This window comes from Peribacillus sp. BM1 (genome assembly GCF_056679975.1).
In genome coordinates, this window is record NZ_CM155259.1 from 3,800,152 (window position 1) to 3,815,847 (window position 15,696).

The window sequence follows — 15,696 nt, forward strand, 5'->3', positions numbered from 1 at the left end:
TTAATATCTTTTCTGGAAATGATTTCGAATGAATACCGCAATCGAATTCATTAGGATTAATAAAACAAGCATAACTAGAATACCAGCCGCTGCTACATCTTGAAATTCTGCTTGAGGACGGGATGTCCAGTTGTAGATCTGCATAGGCAATACAGTAAATGTGTCCATGATTGTTTTAGGCAAAAAGGCGACGAACATCGGAATTCCAATAACGATAAGTGGTGCTGTTTCACCGATCGCTCTTGATAATGCCAAAATCCCACCGGTTAAGATGCCAGGAATCGAAGCAGGTAATACAACTTTTAAAACAGTTTGCCATTTCGTTGCTCCCATTGCGAAAGATGCTTCACGGAGTTCTTTCGAAACAGAACGGATTGCTTCCTGTGAGGCTACAATAATGACAGGTAGAACAAGAAGACTCATCGTTAATCCTGCAGCTAGTACAGAACGTTCTAATGCCAATGCTCTAACGAAAATGGTAAGCCCCAGTAGTCCAAATACAATCGAAGGGACGCCGGCAAGATTGGAGATATTAAGTTTAATGAACGATGTAAATTTATTTTTTTTCGCATATTCTTCTAAATAAATCGCAGTGCCGACACCTAGAATTAACGAAACGGGAGCCACGACTACCATAAGCCAGATTGTACCGATGATGGCAGCCTTAATTCCAGCATTTTCCGGTCTTCTTGATGCAAAGTTCTGGAAGAAATCCAAATCTAAATAACCAATCCCTTGAGTAATTATTCTATAAAACAATACCCCGAGTACTAATAAACCAAACAACGTGGAAAGGAAAAACAATCCTTTAAATACTTGATTTCTAATAATCCTACTCGGCATTTTTTTTGCAACTATTTCTTTATCCACTAACTTATTCATTAATATTCCTCCTTAAACTTTCGTGTGATGAACTGTGCAAACAAGTTCATAAACAGTGTAAAGAGGAACAATGTCATTCCTACTGCATATATACTATAATAAATGGTCGTTTGATACCCAGCATCACCTGTGCTCACTTGAACAATATATGCCGTCATTGTTTGAATAGAGGATGTGACATCAAAACTTGCATTCGGTGTTGACCCACCTGCCACTGAAACAATCATCGTTTCACCAATTGCTCGGGATAAAGCAAGAACAACCGATGCGGTAATTCCAGATATTGCTGCGGGTAAAATGACCTTAATTGTCGTTTCTAATTTAGTGGCTCCAAGTGCGAAGGCTCCTTCGCGAATTGAACGTGGTACAGACGACATGGCATCCTCTGATAAAGAAGCAACCATTGGCGTAATCATAATTCCCACGACAATCCCCGGGCTTAATGCATTAAATGTTTCAAGACTCGGAATCAACTGTTTCAATATTGGCGTAACAAATGTCAGTGCAAAAAATCCATACACGATGGTAGGGATACCAGCCAATACTTCTAAAATTGGTTTAATGATTCTACGTGCTTTTTCAGAAGCATACTCACTCAAATAGATGGCAGTTGCCAAACCAATAGGGACTGCAACGATTGCTGCAATTCCTGTTACTTTTAAAGTACCCACAACGAGCGGCATAATTCCAAATGATGCATCTGTCGCAGAAAATGGATACCATTTTTTATTTGTGAAAAATTCAATGATTGATACTCGGTCAAAGAAGATAAATGTTTCAAATATTAATGTGAACACAATTCCAATCGTTGTTAAAACAGATAGAACCGCTGTCAGTAAAAGTAGTCCGGGAATTATTTTTTCAAAATTAAATTGGTTCTTTTTCTTTAATCTTTTCTCTGTAATCATTTGCTGCACTGAGTACTCTTTATCGTTACCGCGTGGCAATCTGAAAACCCCTTTCATCATAGCCAAAAGGATGGCGGGTCCATCCAGGTTGTACCCGCCATCTTTTCATTTTTGTTATTCATTTAAACGTACGTTTATTTAGTAAGTTCAGCGAGTTTTTCTAAATCTTTCTTATAATCTTCTTCAGGTAAGCTGATATATCCAACTTCTTCTGCCAATTCACCAGCATTTTCAATTGTAAATTTCGTGTAGTCTGCAACTTGTTCTTTTTCAGCTACAGCTTTATTCGATACATATGTGAAAACTGTTCTTGAAAGTGGTGCGTAGTCCCCATTTCCAATTGTTTCATGAGTTGGTTCAATTGGACCATTTCCATTATCAATGCTTACATCTTTAAGCTTGTCTTGGTTTTCAGCGTAATAAGCATAACCGAAGAAACCAATTGCGTTTTTATCACCTGATACACCTTGAACAAGGATATTGTCATCTTCTGAAAGTGTTGCGTTTGAAACAATCGGTGCATCCTCTAAAATAACTTCGTTAAAATAATCATATGTTCCTGAATCTGTACCTGGAGAATAGAATTTAATTTCTTCTTTCGGCCACTCCGGACGGATATCAGACCACATTTTTGCTTTTCCGTTATCTACCCATAGTGCTTTTAATTCTTCAACTGTCAAATGGTCTACAAAATCATTATCCGGGTTAACCACAACTGTTATACCGTCAAATGCTAATGGTAATTCAGTATATTCGATTCCATTTTTATCAAGCTCTGCTTTTTCTTCATCTTTCACTGGACGTGAAGCGTTGCTTAAGTCTGTTTCTCCTGCAATGAACTTCTTAAATCCGCCACCAGTACCTGAAAAACCAACAGATACTCTTACATCTGGCTGAACTGCTCCGTATTCTTCAGAAACAGCTTCCATGATTGGGTATACAGTAGATGAACCATCAATAATAACTTCTCCAGAAAGTTTTGCAGCTGTGTCCCCAGCAGTACCAGAAGTGCTTTCATCTTTAGTAGTGTCTGAGCCGCATGCTGTTGCTACAGCTAAAACTCCCGTTAACATTGCTGTTAAAGCGAAACCTTTAAATTTCTTCATTTACTTATTCCCCCTGAAATATTCATTGTTTGTTTCTACAAACTAAGATTACTATCCTACTGTTAAAGAACATTAAACCATTTGTAAATTTTGCGTAAACTTCTGTGCGAATTTTGTAAACAACAAACAGGAATCGCGTCGAATAATCGAGAAAAAACAATTCTTTTCTTTAGAAATTCCCCTATTTTCACCTTCTATACATGTAGACAAAAGTAAACACTAGAATTGAAATGCAAAAAAAGGCTCTCCTAAAACAAAAGGGCCTGACCCACAGACCCTATCAACAGCACAAATTGAGTGTATGTACTATTGATAGAGTGTGAGATCAGACCCTTTTTGGGACATCCTCATTTAAAAGCGTTTATTCATTATTCTGCCTGTTCTTGTTCGATTTCCTTACTATTAACAACCTTATTCTCTACAGTTGCTTCCGTTTGGTCTGCCTGTTGACGAGTCTTTTTCAAGTCGAAATAAGTATCTAGAGCAAATTCAGCCAGTTTTCCATTCAACCCATTGCTTGAATGGCCTTGATATGCCCAAGGAACGACAACGGCAAAAGCAACTTCAGGATTCTCTGCCGGAGCATATCCAACCATACTCAGGTTCATAGTTGCTTGGAGACCTTTATATTTATCTTTGTTTGGTCCATCATAGAAGGCTTCCGCTGTACCTGTTTTTGCAGCGACTGTATAGGCTTTGTTCTTTCCGCCGAAGTATTTATAAGCCGTTCCCCCTTTTTCCATAGCAACCATTTTAAAGCCAGTCTGAACACGATCAATCCAGCTATCTTTCATGTCCAGTTTATTCAGGACTTTTGGGGTTATTTCATTAAATACAGCACCAAGTTGTGTATTATCATCAACAGGATCATGAATTTCTTTGACTATATGAGGCTCCATTCGATAGCCGCCATTCGCGATTGTTGAGACATACTGTGCCAACTGCATCGGTGTATACGTATCATACTGTCCAATAGCAAAATCGAGTAATTTACCAGGATTATTCGTATCTTGCCCAACGAAACCAGTCATTTCATTCGGCAAATCAATCCCTGTTCTTGCCCCTAAACCAAATTGGACAAAAGAATGGCGCATCGTATCAAAGTCCTTAGGTCCAATATTCAGCCCCCTATTTGGTGAATATTCTGCACCAGCTATCGCAATTGCCGTTAAAAACATGTATACGTTGGAGGATTTTTTTAACGCTGTTAAATCATTAATATTCCCCATATTTGAATACGACTTCTTTGGTGGCGTATTTTTAATAAGTAAGGGTCTATCATAGAAATACCTATTCGGCTGAATGGCGCCTGTTTGATACCCAGTTAAAATTGTTGCACCTTTTACACTGGACCCTACTGTATAGGAAGACGAAATATTACCTAGAGCATAATCATTGATCGTTGGTTTGCCTGTTTCCTTATCAATGGCATATTGCTTTCCGGCCATCGTCAGAATTTCCCCTGTTTTTGGATCCATTAATACAACAAAAGCCCGATCAAGGAATTTTGTATTGCCTGCTTTTTTTGCCTGTAGTAATTGCTTCTCAATTTCATTTTCGATTGCTTGCTGAAGATCCATATCAACGGTTAAGACTAAATCCTTCCCACGCTGTCCCTCAGAAATAATTTGGGATTCAACAACATTTCCGCCCTTATCTGTTATATTCTTCACTTTCGCTTTATTTCCTTGAAGCACATCTTCATACTGCAATTCGATATAGCTTTTCCCTACCCGATCATTCCGGCTGTACCCGCGTGAAAGGTAATAATCAAGTTTTTCACTCGGTAAACCTTCGTCTGATGATGATACCTTACCGAGGACGGATTTCAACGTTTGACCAAAAGCATATGTTCGATCCCAGTCAGTAGTGATGTTTACTCCTGGCAAAGAATCAAGGTTTTCACTTACCCTCGCGAACTCTACTTCTGTTACGTCTTTGTTTTTAACAATTTGTGGTGTTAGCGCATAGCCACTCGAAAATTCACGATAAATAGCGAGCACTTCAAGTTCAGCATCTGTGAAGGAATCGATTTCCTTCTCAGTAATTCTTTCAATTTGAAGCTTATATAAATCTTTTTGTTCAAGTTCGCCTTCCATAACCTTTTTTCGGTCGGCATCGGTGATTTTTGCTTCAGCCTCATCCAGATGTTTAAGAATCCAGAAATCTTTTCTATCTCGTACCGTTATTTTATCCGTTTCTTTATCAATTAATTTGGCTAGTTTTTCTGCAGTATCCAGCATTTCCGTTGCCTTTGTTCCCTGGCTCCTAGTATAAGTAATAGCATTCAATGGCTCATTGTCGACCATCACCTTTAAATTTCGATCATACATTTTCCCACGAGGAACAGGATTATTCACAGTCACTTCTTCCGTTCTTTCAATTTCTCTTTTATAATCATCTCCATAGACGATTTGAACAAGTCCAAGACGGAGAATTAGTACTGAAAATAATAGAAAAACCGCAAAGAAAAGTAGATTTAATCGCAAAGGAACATGAGTCTTTTTCTTTTTTTCTTTCGTCACGCTAAGCCACACATCCTCTTATAAAAATAGTAATCTATCTTATTCTATATAACTTGAAAGAGAATATCTAGTTTTGTTAATGCAAAATTACTTATTTATTTTGCCTATCTAACAGGTGCTTTTAATCCTTTCTTCAATTCTGAGCTTTTCTCTGCAAAAAACATTTTTTTGGTGTTGAAATTATGATTTACACGCAGGATTCATCTTTTTTGAGCCAGTTTTGAAATTTAGGCGACGGATTGTCCTCTTTTGAGCCGAAACGAAAGAGGTAGGCACCTATAGGAGTTTTTTTCTTTTTAGAATAAAAAAGATGTAGACCTCGCGTTTTTTATTTTCACACTTTATTCAGTCGCGAGGCCTAACCTTTTCTAAATATCCGTATATCATACGGGGTGGTCTATATTAATTTTTCTAACAAATAAATAAATAATTGTATGTCCTGATCCAACGATCAATAAAAAAATAGGTAAGCTTTTTACCGGGTCAAAAAACATGACGGTAAGAATAAAGCCCGCAATTGAAACAATTCGACCGAGCAGAATGTAGAGTTCTCTAACTACAATATATTCAATTCTTAACTCTGCAGCCTGCCACGCACGGCCAATAATATCGTAAGTCAAAGACATATACGGTACAAGTAGGATTGGATAAGCAATTGCGATCGTCGCTGCGTAGAAAAGCAGTTTGGCATAGGTGACATTGAAAGCAAGTAAGAATACGCCTGCATATAAGAGTATTCCGCCAAGCAGGATTGATTTCTTCCTCATTTTTTGCTTAATATATCTTGCTGCGAAATAATAAGCGATAAACGAAAGGATTGAATTCACCATACTGAAATTTCCTAGCGCAAGTTCACTTCCCGTTTGAATGAAAACAAAAATCGAAACGACAAACATAAATGTTCCTTCGCGTAATCCTTGGAAAAAATGTGCATACAATATTTGACGCCAATTATGATCATTTTTCCTTTCTTTAAGTGTACGGAAAAATAAATATTTACCATGAGCTGGCCGTCTTTCTAAAGAAAAACTAAAATATACCGCTATCGCAAATAATAACAACGATACCCCAAATATGATCGAGTACCCTGTAAACTTCTCCATTCTGGATATAATGAAGCCCGCGAAAATAGGTCCGATTATCCCTCCTGCAGAAGTAAGCAACCCTAAAAATCCATTGAAAAAATCACGTGTTTCTGGTTCTGTAATTTCAAAAGTCAACACGTTAAAGGCAAGCCAGTAAAACCCATACCCTATCCCAAGTAATCCACCTAGTAAGATAAGAAAATGTGTGGCCTGTGTGCCAATTAAGAGAACAGCTAAATAAAAAGCGGCTAAAAATATAACACCGAGCCTCAAAACAATAATCCGATCCACCTTTTTGGCAATTCTACCTGCAAACACAAATGTAAATGGCTGAAAAATTGCCACGGCCAAATTATAAATTCCGATATCTACGTAATCTCCAGACTGCTTCCACAGAAATACATTTACAAACGTATTTGAGAGCGCAATACTCATGCTGTACAGTCCGCCGATAATTAGCAGAATCCGTAAATCCCGATTAATCTCCATGTCTCCAGTCCATTTTTTTATAATGCCCATATTTTAACTCTCCTTTAATTACTTTTATAGTGTTTGAAGAACAATGGACATTTATTTAAAGGAGTCGATATTTCAAAATTTTTCCTCTAACAACAAAAAAACAGGGATTCCTTTGTGGAATCCCTGTTTTTTTTGTTGCTATCTTATTTTGCTGCGCCGAAACGGCTAGCTACTTCATCCCAGTTTACAACGTTCCAGAATGCGTTGATGTATTCTGGACGACGGTTTTGGTAGTTCAAGTAGTAAGCATGTTCCCAAACGTCTAAACCAAGTAAAGGTGTTTTGCCTTCCATAATTGGAGAGTCTTGGTTAGGTGTGCTTGAAACCTCAAGTTCACCATTGTTTACTGAAAGCCAAGCCCAGCCAGATCCGAAACGAGTTGTAGCTGCTTTAGCGAATTCTTCTTTAAAGCTGTCAAAGCTACCAAATTTAGAAATGATTGCATCCGCTAATTCACCAGTCGGCTGTCCGCCACCGTTTGGTGAGATGATTTGCCAGAATAATGAGTGGTTCGCGTGTCCGCCACCATTGTTGCGTACAGCAGTGCGTTTCGCTTCAGGAACTGCATCAAGGTTTGCAATTACTTCTTCAACACTTTTGCTCAAAAGTTCTTCATTGCCTTCAAGAGCAGCGTTTAAGTTTGTTACATACGTGTTATGGTGTTTCGTGTGGTGAATGTTCATTGTTTCTTTGTCGATGTTTGGTTCTAACGCATCATATGCGTACGGTAATTGTGGAAGTTCGAATGCCATAATAAAATTCCTCCCTATGTAACTAAAGTTTTTTTTGACGAAGTAGCATTGCACATGCAAACACTATGCTCGTTTCAATTAGAATATCAAAGTTTTGGTAACGTTTCAAACGTTATGCTTCATCATTTTCAAATTCTTCATCCACCTAAAAGCGAAAAGGCGCCCATTTATCGGCGACAAGCACGAGACAAGACGGCATAGAAGTTGTTTCTTTGGTCTTCTTGTCGGCTTGTAGCCCCGAGCCGATGACGTCTATAGCTCGCCAAACTAATCCTCATTATTACAAAACAACGAACAAGAAGTAAATAACCATAAACAGCTGGATGATGCTTTTGGTTACAACACTCCCAACAAAGCCCATCACTGAACCGAAGCCAATTTTTGCAGCTACGACCGGACTTTTCTTGTGAATAACCATCTCCGCTATGATGGCCCCTAAGAATGGTCCGATGATAATCCCTAAGAACGGAATGACAAACGGACCGACTAAGATACCAATCGTACTTCCCCATACGCCCGCCCTAGACCCCCCGAACTTTTTCACGCCTGCTAAATTAGCTACATAATCTGCACAAAATAATAAAAGGACTAATAAAATTTGGATGGTCCAGAATATCCAATTAAAAGACTCAAAGGAGTAAAATACTCCATATAACAAAATACCAGCCAAAACAAACAACACACTTGGGATAATGGGATAAACGAGACCAATAAACCCAATAATAAACATGACAACAATTACGAGCCAATACACTACATCCATTTTCATCCTACTTTCTAAGAAAAACCACCACAGCGCCTTGGCTATATTCTACTATAAAGTGAAACTTCAATCAGTGGGGGTTTTCTTCATCCCACTGATTGTTAGTCCCGTTCTAGAGTCGCTAATATCTCCGCTACGCTTCGATAAAGCGGTTCTACGAACCCGATTGGTTCAACTAAACCTTTGAAGATCACAAAGTAAGTTTCACTGTATCTCACGAATCGGGCTTTAACGGGTTGTTATCCCCCACCTATGCTCTACGGTTCCTCTAAGCCTTGAGCTGGGGGTTTTACTGCCCGTTAAAGCGGGATAAACGTATTGGCCTAGGTAGCACTCTAATACCCATTGTAATAAACTTATACACTTATCATTGAAAGAAAAATTCTTTCAAATACATTCTAACGAATCTTCAATGACTTTCTGTTGTGTTCTTCTGGACACCTAGCTAAAATGAAAAAGACATATAGAAACCATTTCATAAAAAGGGCTGTGAAGAATGAATATTTTCAAACAATTTATTTTAAGTTTGTACTCACCGAAAGACATCGCAAGTTTTCGAAACCAAGGAATCGGAAAAACGATCTTGTTCGTCTTCTTCCTTTCTCTCGTTTCCATTATTCCCTCTGCCTATTATTTCAGTACGGCAATCCAAGCAAGCATTCCTGCAATTAAGACAACATTTACGGAAGATTTGCCTGATTTCACAATAAAGAATGGAACACTAACGGATACTAGCGAAGAACCTGTTATTATCGAGAAGAATAATATGACAATTTATATGGATGACAGCGGTGAAATAACTGCCCAGCAAATTGCTCGAGAATCCATCACCGCTATCGGATTATTACAAAATGAATTTGTCTTCACGACAGGCGGAGAAATTCAAACAGGTCCCTACTCCTTACTTGAAGGACAATCGATCTCAAACAAAGATATTGAAAAAATGCTAGACACTGCTGCATCCCTTTTGCCTGTAGCGATTGTTGTGTTAGTTCTAGCAATGTTCCTGTTTACGTCAGCGTTATTATTTATTAAAGTGTCTATCTTTGCTATGTTTGGTTTACTTTTTAATAATTTACTTGGCCGTGGTCTTTCCTATCGTCACCTTTGGAGAATTACAGCTTACAGCATCACATTGCCGACCATCTTTTTCACGATTATGGCTGCTTTTCAAACGATTGTCCCATACGGTTCAACCATAAACTGGTTCGTTACCATTTTCATGTTGTATTTATCTCTAAAAGAAGTACCTAATAACAAAAATAGAATCGAACGTACTAATTCTAAATAATTTCTTAAGGGACATCGGTATATTGGTGTCCCTTTTTGATTGCTTCATCCCACATACTCTATAACCAGCAATCATTAAATTCTCCTTCATGATATTCCCTTAATGAGGGTAACTTTCTCTTCTTTAGCTCTCATTTTCTAACGTAGCGGATTGTCTGTACATTTGAAACATAGAAATCACAGGTAAAAAAACTGCCCAATTTTAGGCATAGTCCAAATGGTTTCACATATACATGAAATAAAGACGAGACGAGCTGGGGGATGTTCATGAAAAAAATGCTACTTTTCTTATCAATTTGTTTTACCGTTTTTATCATTTATTACGATATAACAAAAGGAACGCTCCCTGCTAAATCAACTGTGAAAACCATTGAGGCTAGTTCGACTCCTGTTTCAGAAATTATCCCAATTCCATATAAAGAAATCAAGATACGTGCAGGGGATTCGTTATTATCCATCATTAAAAAACAGGAAGGTACACTTCCTCTTTCCATTGAAACCATCATTTCGGATTTTGAGAACTTAAATGGAATTAAACCTGAAGCCATGCAAATCGGCAATACGTATAAAATTCCCTTCTATAACGAGTAAAGTGAAACTTCAATTAGCCTGGGTCTTGATTTTCCGTTAATGCGGGATAAAAGATTCAATCCTTGTCAACATACTCATAAGATTGTTACAATAGGTAAAGCGGTCATTAAGACGTACCGAAATATGATTTTTTCCTAAAGGAGAGAATTCCACGTGAGTGAAATAATACATCGAACGAAAACTCGTCCAATTAAAGTTGGAAACTTAACAATTGGCGGAAATAATGAAGTAATTGTACAAAGTATGACAACAACGAAAACGCATGATGTTGAAGCTACGGTTGCGGAAATCCTGCGTCTTGAGGAAGCTGGATGCCAAGTTGTGCGTGTAGCCTGCCCTGATGAACGTGCAGCAAAAGCTATACCAGAAATTAAGAAAAAAATTAACATTCCGCTTGTCGTCGACATTCATTTTGATTATAAGCTTGCTTTATTAGCTATAGAAGGCGGCGCAGATAAAATCCGCATCAACCCGGGTAACATCGGTCGTCGTGAAAAAGTAGAAGCTGTTGTAAAAGCGGCAAAAGCAAAAGGGATTCCCATTCGAATTGGCGTAAACGCCGGATCGCTTGAAAGACGGATTATTGAGAAGTACGGCTACCCTACAGCTGATGGAATGGTAGAAAGTGCTCTTCATCATATTAAAATTCTTGAAGACCTTGATTTCCATGATATCATCGTTTCCATGAAAGCATCTGATGTAAACCTAGCCATTGAAGCATATGACAAAGCTTCTCAAGCTTTTGATTATCCGCTTCACCTTGGAATCACTGAGTCAGGGACGTTATTCTCTGGAACTGTGAAAAGTTCAGCAGGACTTGGTGCCATTTTAAGCAAAGGCATCGGCAATACGATGCGTGTGTCTTTAAGTGCTGATCCAGTTGAAGAAGTAAAGGTTGCTCGTGAGCTATTAAAGGTATTTGGCCTTGCCTCTGACATGGCAACACTCATTTCCTGCCCAACATGTGGCCGAATTGAAATTGATCTCATCAGTATTGCTAATGAAGTTGAAGAATACATTCAAACCATTAAAGCACCAATTAAAGTTTCTGTTCTTGGCTGTGCAGTAAACGGTCCTGGAGAAGCGAAAGAAGCGGATATCGGAATTGCTGGTGCACGTGGGGAAGGACTATTGTTCCGCCACGGAAAAACCGTCCGTAAAGTACCAGAGGAAACAATGGTAGAAGAACTGAAAAAAGAAATCGACATACTTGCAGAAGAATATTATGCTAAACAACGCGCTGAAGCTGAAGTTGCGAAATAATAAAAAGACAAGGCCTGGAATAATCCAGGCCTTTTTTTGCCCCTAATTTCACCTTTTTAAAAGAACGGCATGATAAAGATTCCGACGATAATGGAAACCACCCCAACACCTATTGCCCATGCACCAAGGGTTGATGCCCCTCTTCTGCGAGCAATGAATCCAAGAATAATCCCGGCAATTCCTAAGAATACTGGCATGAAGAACAAGGAAAGAATGGACACAATCAAAGCAAATGCGCCAAATCCTGTACCTGTTTTTCCATCAACATCATCACGGTTTTTTACTGAGTAAGCACGGTTACCCATTGGCTCAGCAAATTCTGCAGATGTTTCTTCATCATACCGGTGGGAAGAAATGTCTTTCTTCTCAGTTACTACAGGCACCACCTCAGTCGCTACTGGTACAGTCTCATAACTACGATTGATATCTGATATGACTACCTGATCTTCCTCGCCCAGTGCCGTTGTATCTAAGTGATTCTCCACTGTCTCAAGCTTCTTGGATTTTCTCTTTTCATCATCCATGCTGGAATAACGATCTTCTTCCATACGTGCATCCCTCACTTTCGTTTTTAGGAGCATTTATAGTGTATGTGATTTCCGTCAAAAACCTCATGAAAATTATTTCTTTGCATGGTTACATTTACTAGTGTTACACTTGAATTTAGACTTAATAAGGGGGGATATAGCTTGCGTAAACGATTTGGTATTGATATTGATGGAACGATTACTAGACCTGATACATTTGTTCCATATTTAAATAAAGCTTTTCAATTATCACTTACATATGAAGAAATGAATCAATATGACTTCAATCCTTTTGTAAAAGTTCCCGAAGAAGAATTCTCTAAATGGTTTATCGAGAATGAACCCATTATTTATGCTGACTCCATTCTTGTAGACGGTGCAAAAGAAGTTTTGCGTAAATGGGCTAGTACGCATGAGCTTTACTTTATTAGCGCTAGAAATAATGCGATGTTGGATGTAACAGAAACTTGGTTTTCAAAGCAAGAATTACAATACAAACATATTGAATTGATTGGATCACACGATAAAGTAGCCACAGCGAAGAAATTCGAGGTCGATCTTTTTATCGAAGACAAGCATGACAATGCTGTAGCTATTGCGAAAGAATGCAATATCCCCGTATTATTGTTCGATACACCTTACAATCAAGATCCCATTCCTGACGGCGTTATTCGAGTTTACCATTGGCATGAAGTGGAAAAATGGGTGGAGAATTGGTTGAAATAAGAAAGGACCAAATACCTAAAAACAGCTTCTGAAATACGTAGGGATTGAACCAAGAAGATATTCTTTATCTTCTTGATTCAATCCTCTTTTTCACAACAATGACCTAGACGGTTGTGTTAGACACAAAAACGGATTAATGCCTTTCTTTTGAAAAAAAAACCATCACTAGATGGTCTTTTTAAGATTAACACAGCTCGGACATTTTCCATAAATCTCAAATTTATGACCGGAGATATCATAATCATGCAGACTTTCATTTAAGCCATTCATGGGACAAGTTTCAATCTCCTTCGTTTTACCACACTCTAAACAAATAAAATGGTGATGGTGGGAATGATGACCACAAGTAAAACGGAAATGCTTCTCACCAGCTAATTCTGTTGTTTCAAATACCCCTAAATCCACAAAGAGAGAAAGATTACGGTAAATGGTATCAAAGCTAAGTCCTGGGTAATCCGATTTCATATTCTCCAGAACATCCTTCGCAGTTAAATATTTATCACTTGAAGAAAATAATTGAAGCATTTCTTCTCGTTTCCCAGTATGCTTATAGCCTTTATCTTTTAATAATTGCATCGCTGTTGTTACGTTCATAATAATCACCCTACCTTATGCAAAACGTGTTTTGATTTTTCCAATAAGAATCGAGAGAACTAATATTAATACAGTAAGCATGACAATAGTACCACCAGGTGCAAGGTCGAGATAATACGATAAAAACAGACCAGAAATGACTGAAATCTCCCCAAATATCACAGAATAAAATATCATCTGTTTAAAGCCTTTGGCAAAGCGAAGACTAGCCGCAACCGGTATCGTCATTAGTGATGACACCAGCAAAATACCAACAATCCGCATCGACGCAGCAATGACAAGCGCAACCATAACAATGAAAATAAAATGAATGGCTTTTGAAGGAATTCCTGATGCCTTTGCATGCTCTTCGTCAAAAGACACTAAGAATAGTTCTTTATATAATAAGACTAAAGTTATGATTACAAAGATAGATACAACAATAATAAGTTGCAAGTCTGTTCGACTGACGGCACTAACACTGCCAAATAAATATCCATACAAATCTGTATTAAAGCCGTTTGCAAGTGAAATGAAAATCGCACTTAAACCGATTCCACTCGATAAAATAATCGGAATCGCAAGTTCTTTAAAGTGTTTGTAGACATTTCTCAGCTTTTCAATAAACAAAGAACCTACAACCGAAAACGTCATTCCCATATACAATGGATTCAGACCTGCCATTGCAATAAAGTTCTTTTCTAATAATAAGCTAAATGCAATTCCTGCTAGGGCGACATGGCTGAGAGCGTCCGCGATCATCGACATTCTTCGTACCACTACGAATACCCCGATTAGTGGAGCCAATGCACCAATAATCAAGCCTGTTAGAAATGCATTTTGTAAAAATTCATACTGCAAAATACCCGAAATCATGGGTGACCTCCAACCTCTTAATGATTATGACTGAGTAGCTGAACCCCATGACCGTATATAGAGGACAGTTCTTCTTCATTTAATTCGTTATATTCACATGCATCTCCATGGAAGTGCAACGTTTTATTGATACACGCGACATGCGTCACCTTATCCGTTACAGTCGCAACATCATGAGTAACTAAAATAAGGGTAATCCCTAATTGTTTATTCATCATTTCAAGAATTTCATAAAATTGTTGGACATTATTTTGATCAACACCTACTGTTGGTTCATCCAAAATCATTAATTCCGGTTCACTAACAAGAGACCGAGCAATGAAGACTCTTTGCTGCTGCCCACCGGATAGCTCGCCAATATTCCGATCCTTAAAGCTTAGCATGCCGACAGACTCTAGCGCTTTAACAACCTTTTTTTTATGTTCTTTGCGTGGGATTTTAAATAAGCCTATTTTTTTGGTTAAGCCGCTTTGTACTACTTCAAAAACGGTTGCCGGAAAACCAGAATTAAAAGAATTAGCTTTCTGTGAAACAAAGCCAATCTTCTGCCAATCTTTAAATTTACGAATGGGCTGGCCAAATAATTCAACATTCCCTTTTTGTAGCTTCAATACGCCGAGAACTAATTTCAGCAATGTCGACTTTCCCGAACCATTCGGACCAACAATCGCTAAAAAGGCCCCCTGTGGTACATGAAGTGAGACATCTTCTAAAACCAGATCTTTTAAATATTTGTAGGAAACATCCTCAATCTTAATAATCGGCATCACTTTCTCATTATTCAATTCGATCACCTATTTTATTTTTATCAGAATCGTTACGATTTACTTAAAGTAGTATATAAGAAATACGGCAAATTGTAAAGAAACTAAGCCTACACGCTTAGAAATAGCCTGTATTACTTATAAAGTATGGTTCACTTAAGCCCACTTCCATCATATGTTATCCATATGGTAGCAAAAAGGAGGTTCAATAGATGAAATTATTTGAAACGATGATCAATCACAAAATTAATAAAATTAAGGATTATGAATTACAATCCATCGCAAGTCAGTATGGAGTTAGCCTAACCCAAAATGAAGCGCACAACATAAGCCGCATACTGGCAGGAAGAAATATCAATGTTTTTGATACAGTCCAGCGGCAAAATGTACTTAGCGAAATTGCAGAAGTAGCAGGTTCCAAAACAGCGAATCAAATTGCGAAGCTATTCACCCAACTCACAGCAAATTTCTAAAAATATAATTGGGTCTAGAAGTTAAGTTCCAACAGATGAACCCACACCCTACCCATCGTTTATTATGTCTATT

Annotated in this window: 16 protein-coding genes; 5 read left to right on the forward strand and 11 right to left on the reverse strand. The window is 38.1% G+C overall.

Going from position 1 to position 15,696, the window contains the following annotated elements; translation table 11 throughout:
* The 7 genes from pstA to AC1MGI_RS18300 form a co-directional block, all read right to left on the reverse strand.
* On the reverse strand, positions 1 to 882 hold the full coding sequence (pstA, locus tag AC1MGI_RS18270; RefSeq protein ID WP_062178009.1) for a phosphate ABC transporter permease PstA: 882 nt from the start codon (positions 880 to 882) through the stop codon (positions 1 to 3).
* A complete protein-coding gene (gene pstC / locus AC1MGI_RS18275) occupies positions 882 to 1,847 on the reverse strand; it encodes a phosphate ABC transporter permease subunit PstC (RefSeq protein WP_480349862.1) in 966 nt (321 codons plus the stop codon). The genes pstA and pstC overlap by 1 nt, the downstream gene beginning before the upstream one ends.
* 77 nt (positions 1,848 to 1,924) lie before the next feature.
* Complete coding sequence (locus tag AC1MGI_RS18280; protein WP_480346816.1) at positions 1,925 to 2,896, reverse strand: PstS family phosphate ABC transporter substrate-binding protein; 972 nt, start codon at positions 2,894 to 2,896, stop codon at positions 1,925 to 1,927.
* A gap of 368 nt (positions 2,897 to 3,264) precedes the next feature.
* A complete protein-coding gene (locus AC1MGI_RS18285) occupies positions 3,265 to 5,421 on the reverse strand; it encodes a peptidoglycan D,D-transpeptidase FtsI family protein (RefSeq protein ID WP_480346818.1) in 2,157 nt (718 codons plus the stop codon).
* Between the two features lie 383 nt (positions 5,422 to 5,804).
* Complete coding sequence (locus tag AC1MGI_RS18290; RefSeq protein WP_480346820.1) at positions 5,805 to 7,025, reverse strand: MFS transporter; 1,221 nt, start codon at positions 7,023 to 7,025, stop codon at positions 5,805 to 5,807.
* Positions 7,026 to 7,168: 143 nt separating this feature from the next.
* Positions 7,169 to 7,777, reverse strand: a complete 609-nt coding sequence (locus tag AC1MGI_RS18295; RefSeq protein ID WP_480346822.1) for a superoxide dismutase — start codon at positions 7,775 to 7,777, stop codon at positions 7,169 to 7,171.
* 280 nt (positions 7,778 to 8,057) lie between these two features.
* Positions 8,058 to 8,540 (reverse strand): DUF456 domain-containing protein, encoded by a 483-nt coding sequence (locus tag AC1MGI_RS18300; protein ID WP_480346824.1) that lies wholly within the window; start codon positions 8,538 to 8,540, stop codon positions 8,058 to 8,060.
* A 496-nt stretch (positions 8,541 to 9,036) separates the two neighbouring features.
* Between AC1MGI_RS18300 and AC1MGI_RS18305 the strand changes: the two genes are divergently transcribed.
* From AC1MGI_RS18305 to ispG, 3 genes are all read left to right on the forward strand, one after another.
* Complete coding sequence (locus tag AC1MGI_RS18305) at positions 9,037 to 9,831, forward strand: DUF1189 domain-containing protein (protein ID WP_480346825.1); 795 nt, start codon at positions 9,037 to 9,039, stop codon at positions 9,829 to 9,831.
* Between the two features lie 266 nt (positions 9,832 to 10,097).
* Positions 10,098 to 10,421 carry a hypothetical protein gene (locus AC1MGI_RS18310; RefSeq protein ID WP_062177991.1) on the forward strand — a complete coding sequence of 108 codons (324 nt, stop codon included), beginning with the start codon at positions 10,098 to 10,100 and terminating at the stop codon, positions 10,419 to 10,421.
* A gap of 162 nt (positions 10,422 to 10,583) precedes the next feature.
* Positions 10,584 to 11,684, forward strand: coding sequence for a flavodoxin-dependent (E)-4-hydroxy-3-methylbut-2-enyl-diphosphate synthase (gene ispG, locus AC1MGI_RS18315; RefSeq protein WP_480349864.1), 1,101 nt, complete (start codon positions 10,584 to 10,586; stop codon positions 11,682 to 11,684).
* A 56-nt stretch (positions 11,685 to 11,740) separates the two neighbouring features.
* Here the strand turns inward: ispG and AC1MGI_RS18320 are convergent, their stop codons facing one another.
* A complete protein-coding gene (locus AC1MGI_RS18320) occupies positions 11,741 to 12,070 on the reverse strand; it encodes a DUF4190 domain-containing protein (protein ID WP_480349866.1) in 330 nt (109 codons plus the stop codon).
* A gap of 303 nt (positions 12,071 to 12,373) precedes the next feature.
* Here AC1MGI_RS18320 and AC1MGI_RS18325 point away from each other — a divergent pair, with 303 nt between their 5' ends.
* Positions 12,374 to 12,937, forward strand: coding sequence for a 5' nucleotidase, NT5C type (locus tag AC1MGI_RS18325; RefSeq protein WP_480346827.1), 564 nt, complete (start codon positions 12,374 to 12,376; stop codon positions 12,935 to 12,937).
* Between the two features lie 165 nt (positions 12,938 to 13,102).
* On the opposite strand, the gene AC1MGI_RS18330 is transcribed toward AC1MGI_RS18325, so the two are convergent.
* From AC1MGI_RS18330 to AC1MGI_RS18340, 3 genes are read right to left on the reverse strand one after another with little or no spacing between them, the layout of a single operon-like run.
* On the reverse strand, positions 13,103 to 13,531 hold the full coding sequence (locus tag AC1MGI_RS18330) for a Fur family transcriptional regulator (RefSeq protein ID WP_480346829.1): 429 nt from the start codon (positions 13,529 to 13,531) through the stop codon (positions 13,103 to 13,105).
* Between the two features lie 15 nt (positions 13,532 to 13,546).
* Complete coding sequence (locus AC1MGI_RS18335; protein ID WP_480346831.1) at positions 13,547 to 14,386, reverse strand: metal ABC transporter permease; 840 nt, start codon at positions 14,384 to 14,386, stop codon at positions 13,547 to 13,549.
* Between the two features lie 17 nt (positions 14,387 to 14,403).
* Complete coding sequence (locus AC1MGI_RS18340; protein ID WP_480349867.1) at positions 14,404 to 15,153, reverse strand: metal ABC transporter ATP-binding protein; 750 nt, start codon at positions 15,151 to 15,153, stop codon at positions 14,404 to 14,406.
* 209 nt (positions 15,154 to 15,362) lie between these two features.
* Here AC1MGI_RS18340 and AC1MGI_RS18345 point away from each other — a divergent pair, with 209 nt between their 5' ends.
* On the forward strand, positions 15,363 to 15,623 hold the full coding sequence (locus AC1MGI_RS18345; protein ID WP_480346833.1) for a DUF2624 family protein: 261 nt from the start codon (positions 15,363 to 15,365) through the stop codon (positions 15,621 to 15,623).
* Positions 15,624 to 15,696 lie beyond the last annotated feature (73 nt).

Excerpts from the sequence above, each read along its gene's own strand:
- AC1MGI_RS18330 (WP_480346829.1), bottom strand. The coding sequence starts at position 13,531 with ATGAACGTAACAACAGCGATGCAATTATTAAAAGATAAAGGCTATAAG.
- AC1MGI_RS18295 (WP_480346822.1), bottom strand. The coding sequence starts at position 7,777 with ATGGCATTCGAACTTCCACAATTACCGTACGCATATGATGCGTTAGAA.
- AC1MGI_RS18305 (WP_480346825.1), top strand. The coding sequence starts at position 9,037 with ATGAATATTTTCAAACAATTTATTTTAAGTTTGTACTCACCGAAAGAC.
- AC1MGI_RS18310 (WP_062177991.1), top strand. The coding sequence starts at position 10,098 with ATGAAAAAAATGCTACTTTTCTTATCAATTTGTTTTACCGTTTTTATC.
- AC1MGI_RS18345 (WP_480346833.1), top strand. The coding sequence starts at position 15,363 with ATGAAATTATTTGAAACGATGATCAATCACAAAATTAATAAAATTAAG.
- AC1MGI_RS18340 (WP_480349867.1), bottom strand. The coding sequence starts at position 15,153 with ATGCCGATTATTAAGATTGAGGATGTTTCCTACAAATATTTAAAAGAT.
- AC1MGI_RS18280 (WP_480346816.1), bottom strand. The coding sequence starts at position 2,896 with ATGAAGAAATTTAAAGGTTTCGCTTTAACAGCAATGTTAACGGGAGTT.
- pstC (WP_480349862.1), bottom strand. The coding sequence starts at position 1,847 with ATGAAAGGGGTTTTCAGATTGCCACGCGGTAACGATAAAGAGTACTCA.
- AC1MGI_RS18300 (WP_480346824.1), bottom strand. The coding sequence starts at position 8,540 with ATGGATGTAGTGTATTGGCTCGTAATTGTTGTCATGTTTATTATTGGG.
- pstA (WP_062178009.1), bottom strand. The coding sequence starts at position 882 with ATGAATAAGTTAGTGGATAAAGAAATAGTTGCAAAAAAAATGCCGAGT.
- AC1MGI_RS18290 (WP_480346820.1), bottom strand. The coding sequence starts at position 7,025 with ATGGGCATTATAAAAAAATGGACTGGAGACATGGAGATTAATCGGGAT.
- AC1MGI_RS18335 (WP_480346831.1), bottom strand. The coding sequence starts at position 14,386 with ATGATTTCGGGTATTTTGCAGTATGAATTTTTACAAAATGCATTTCTA.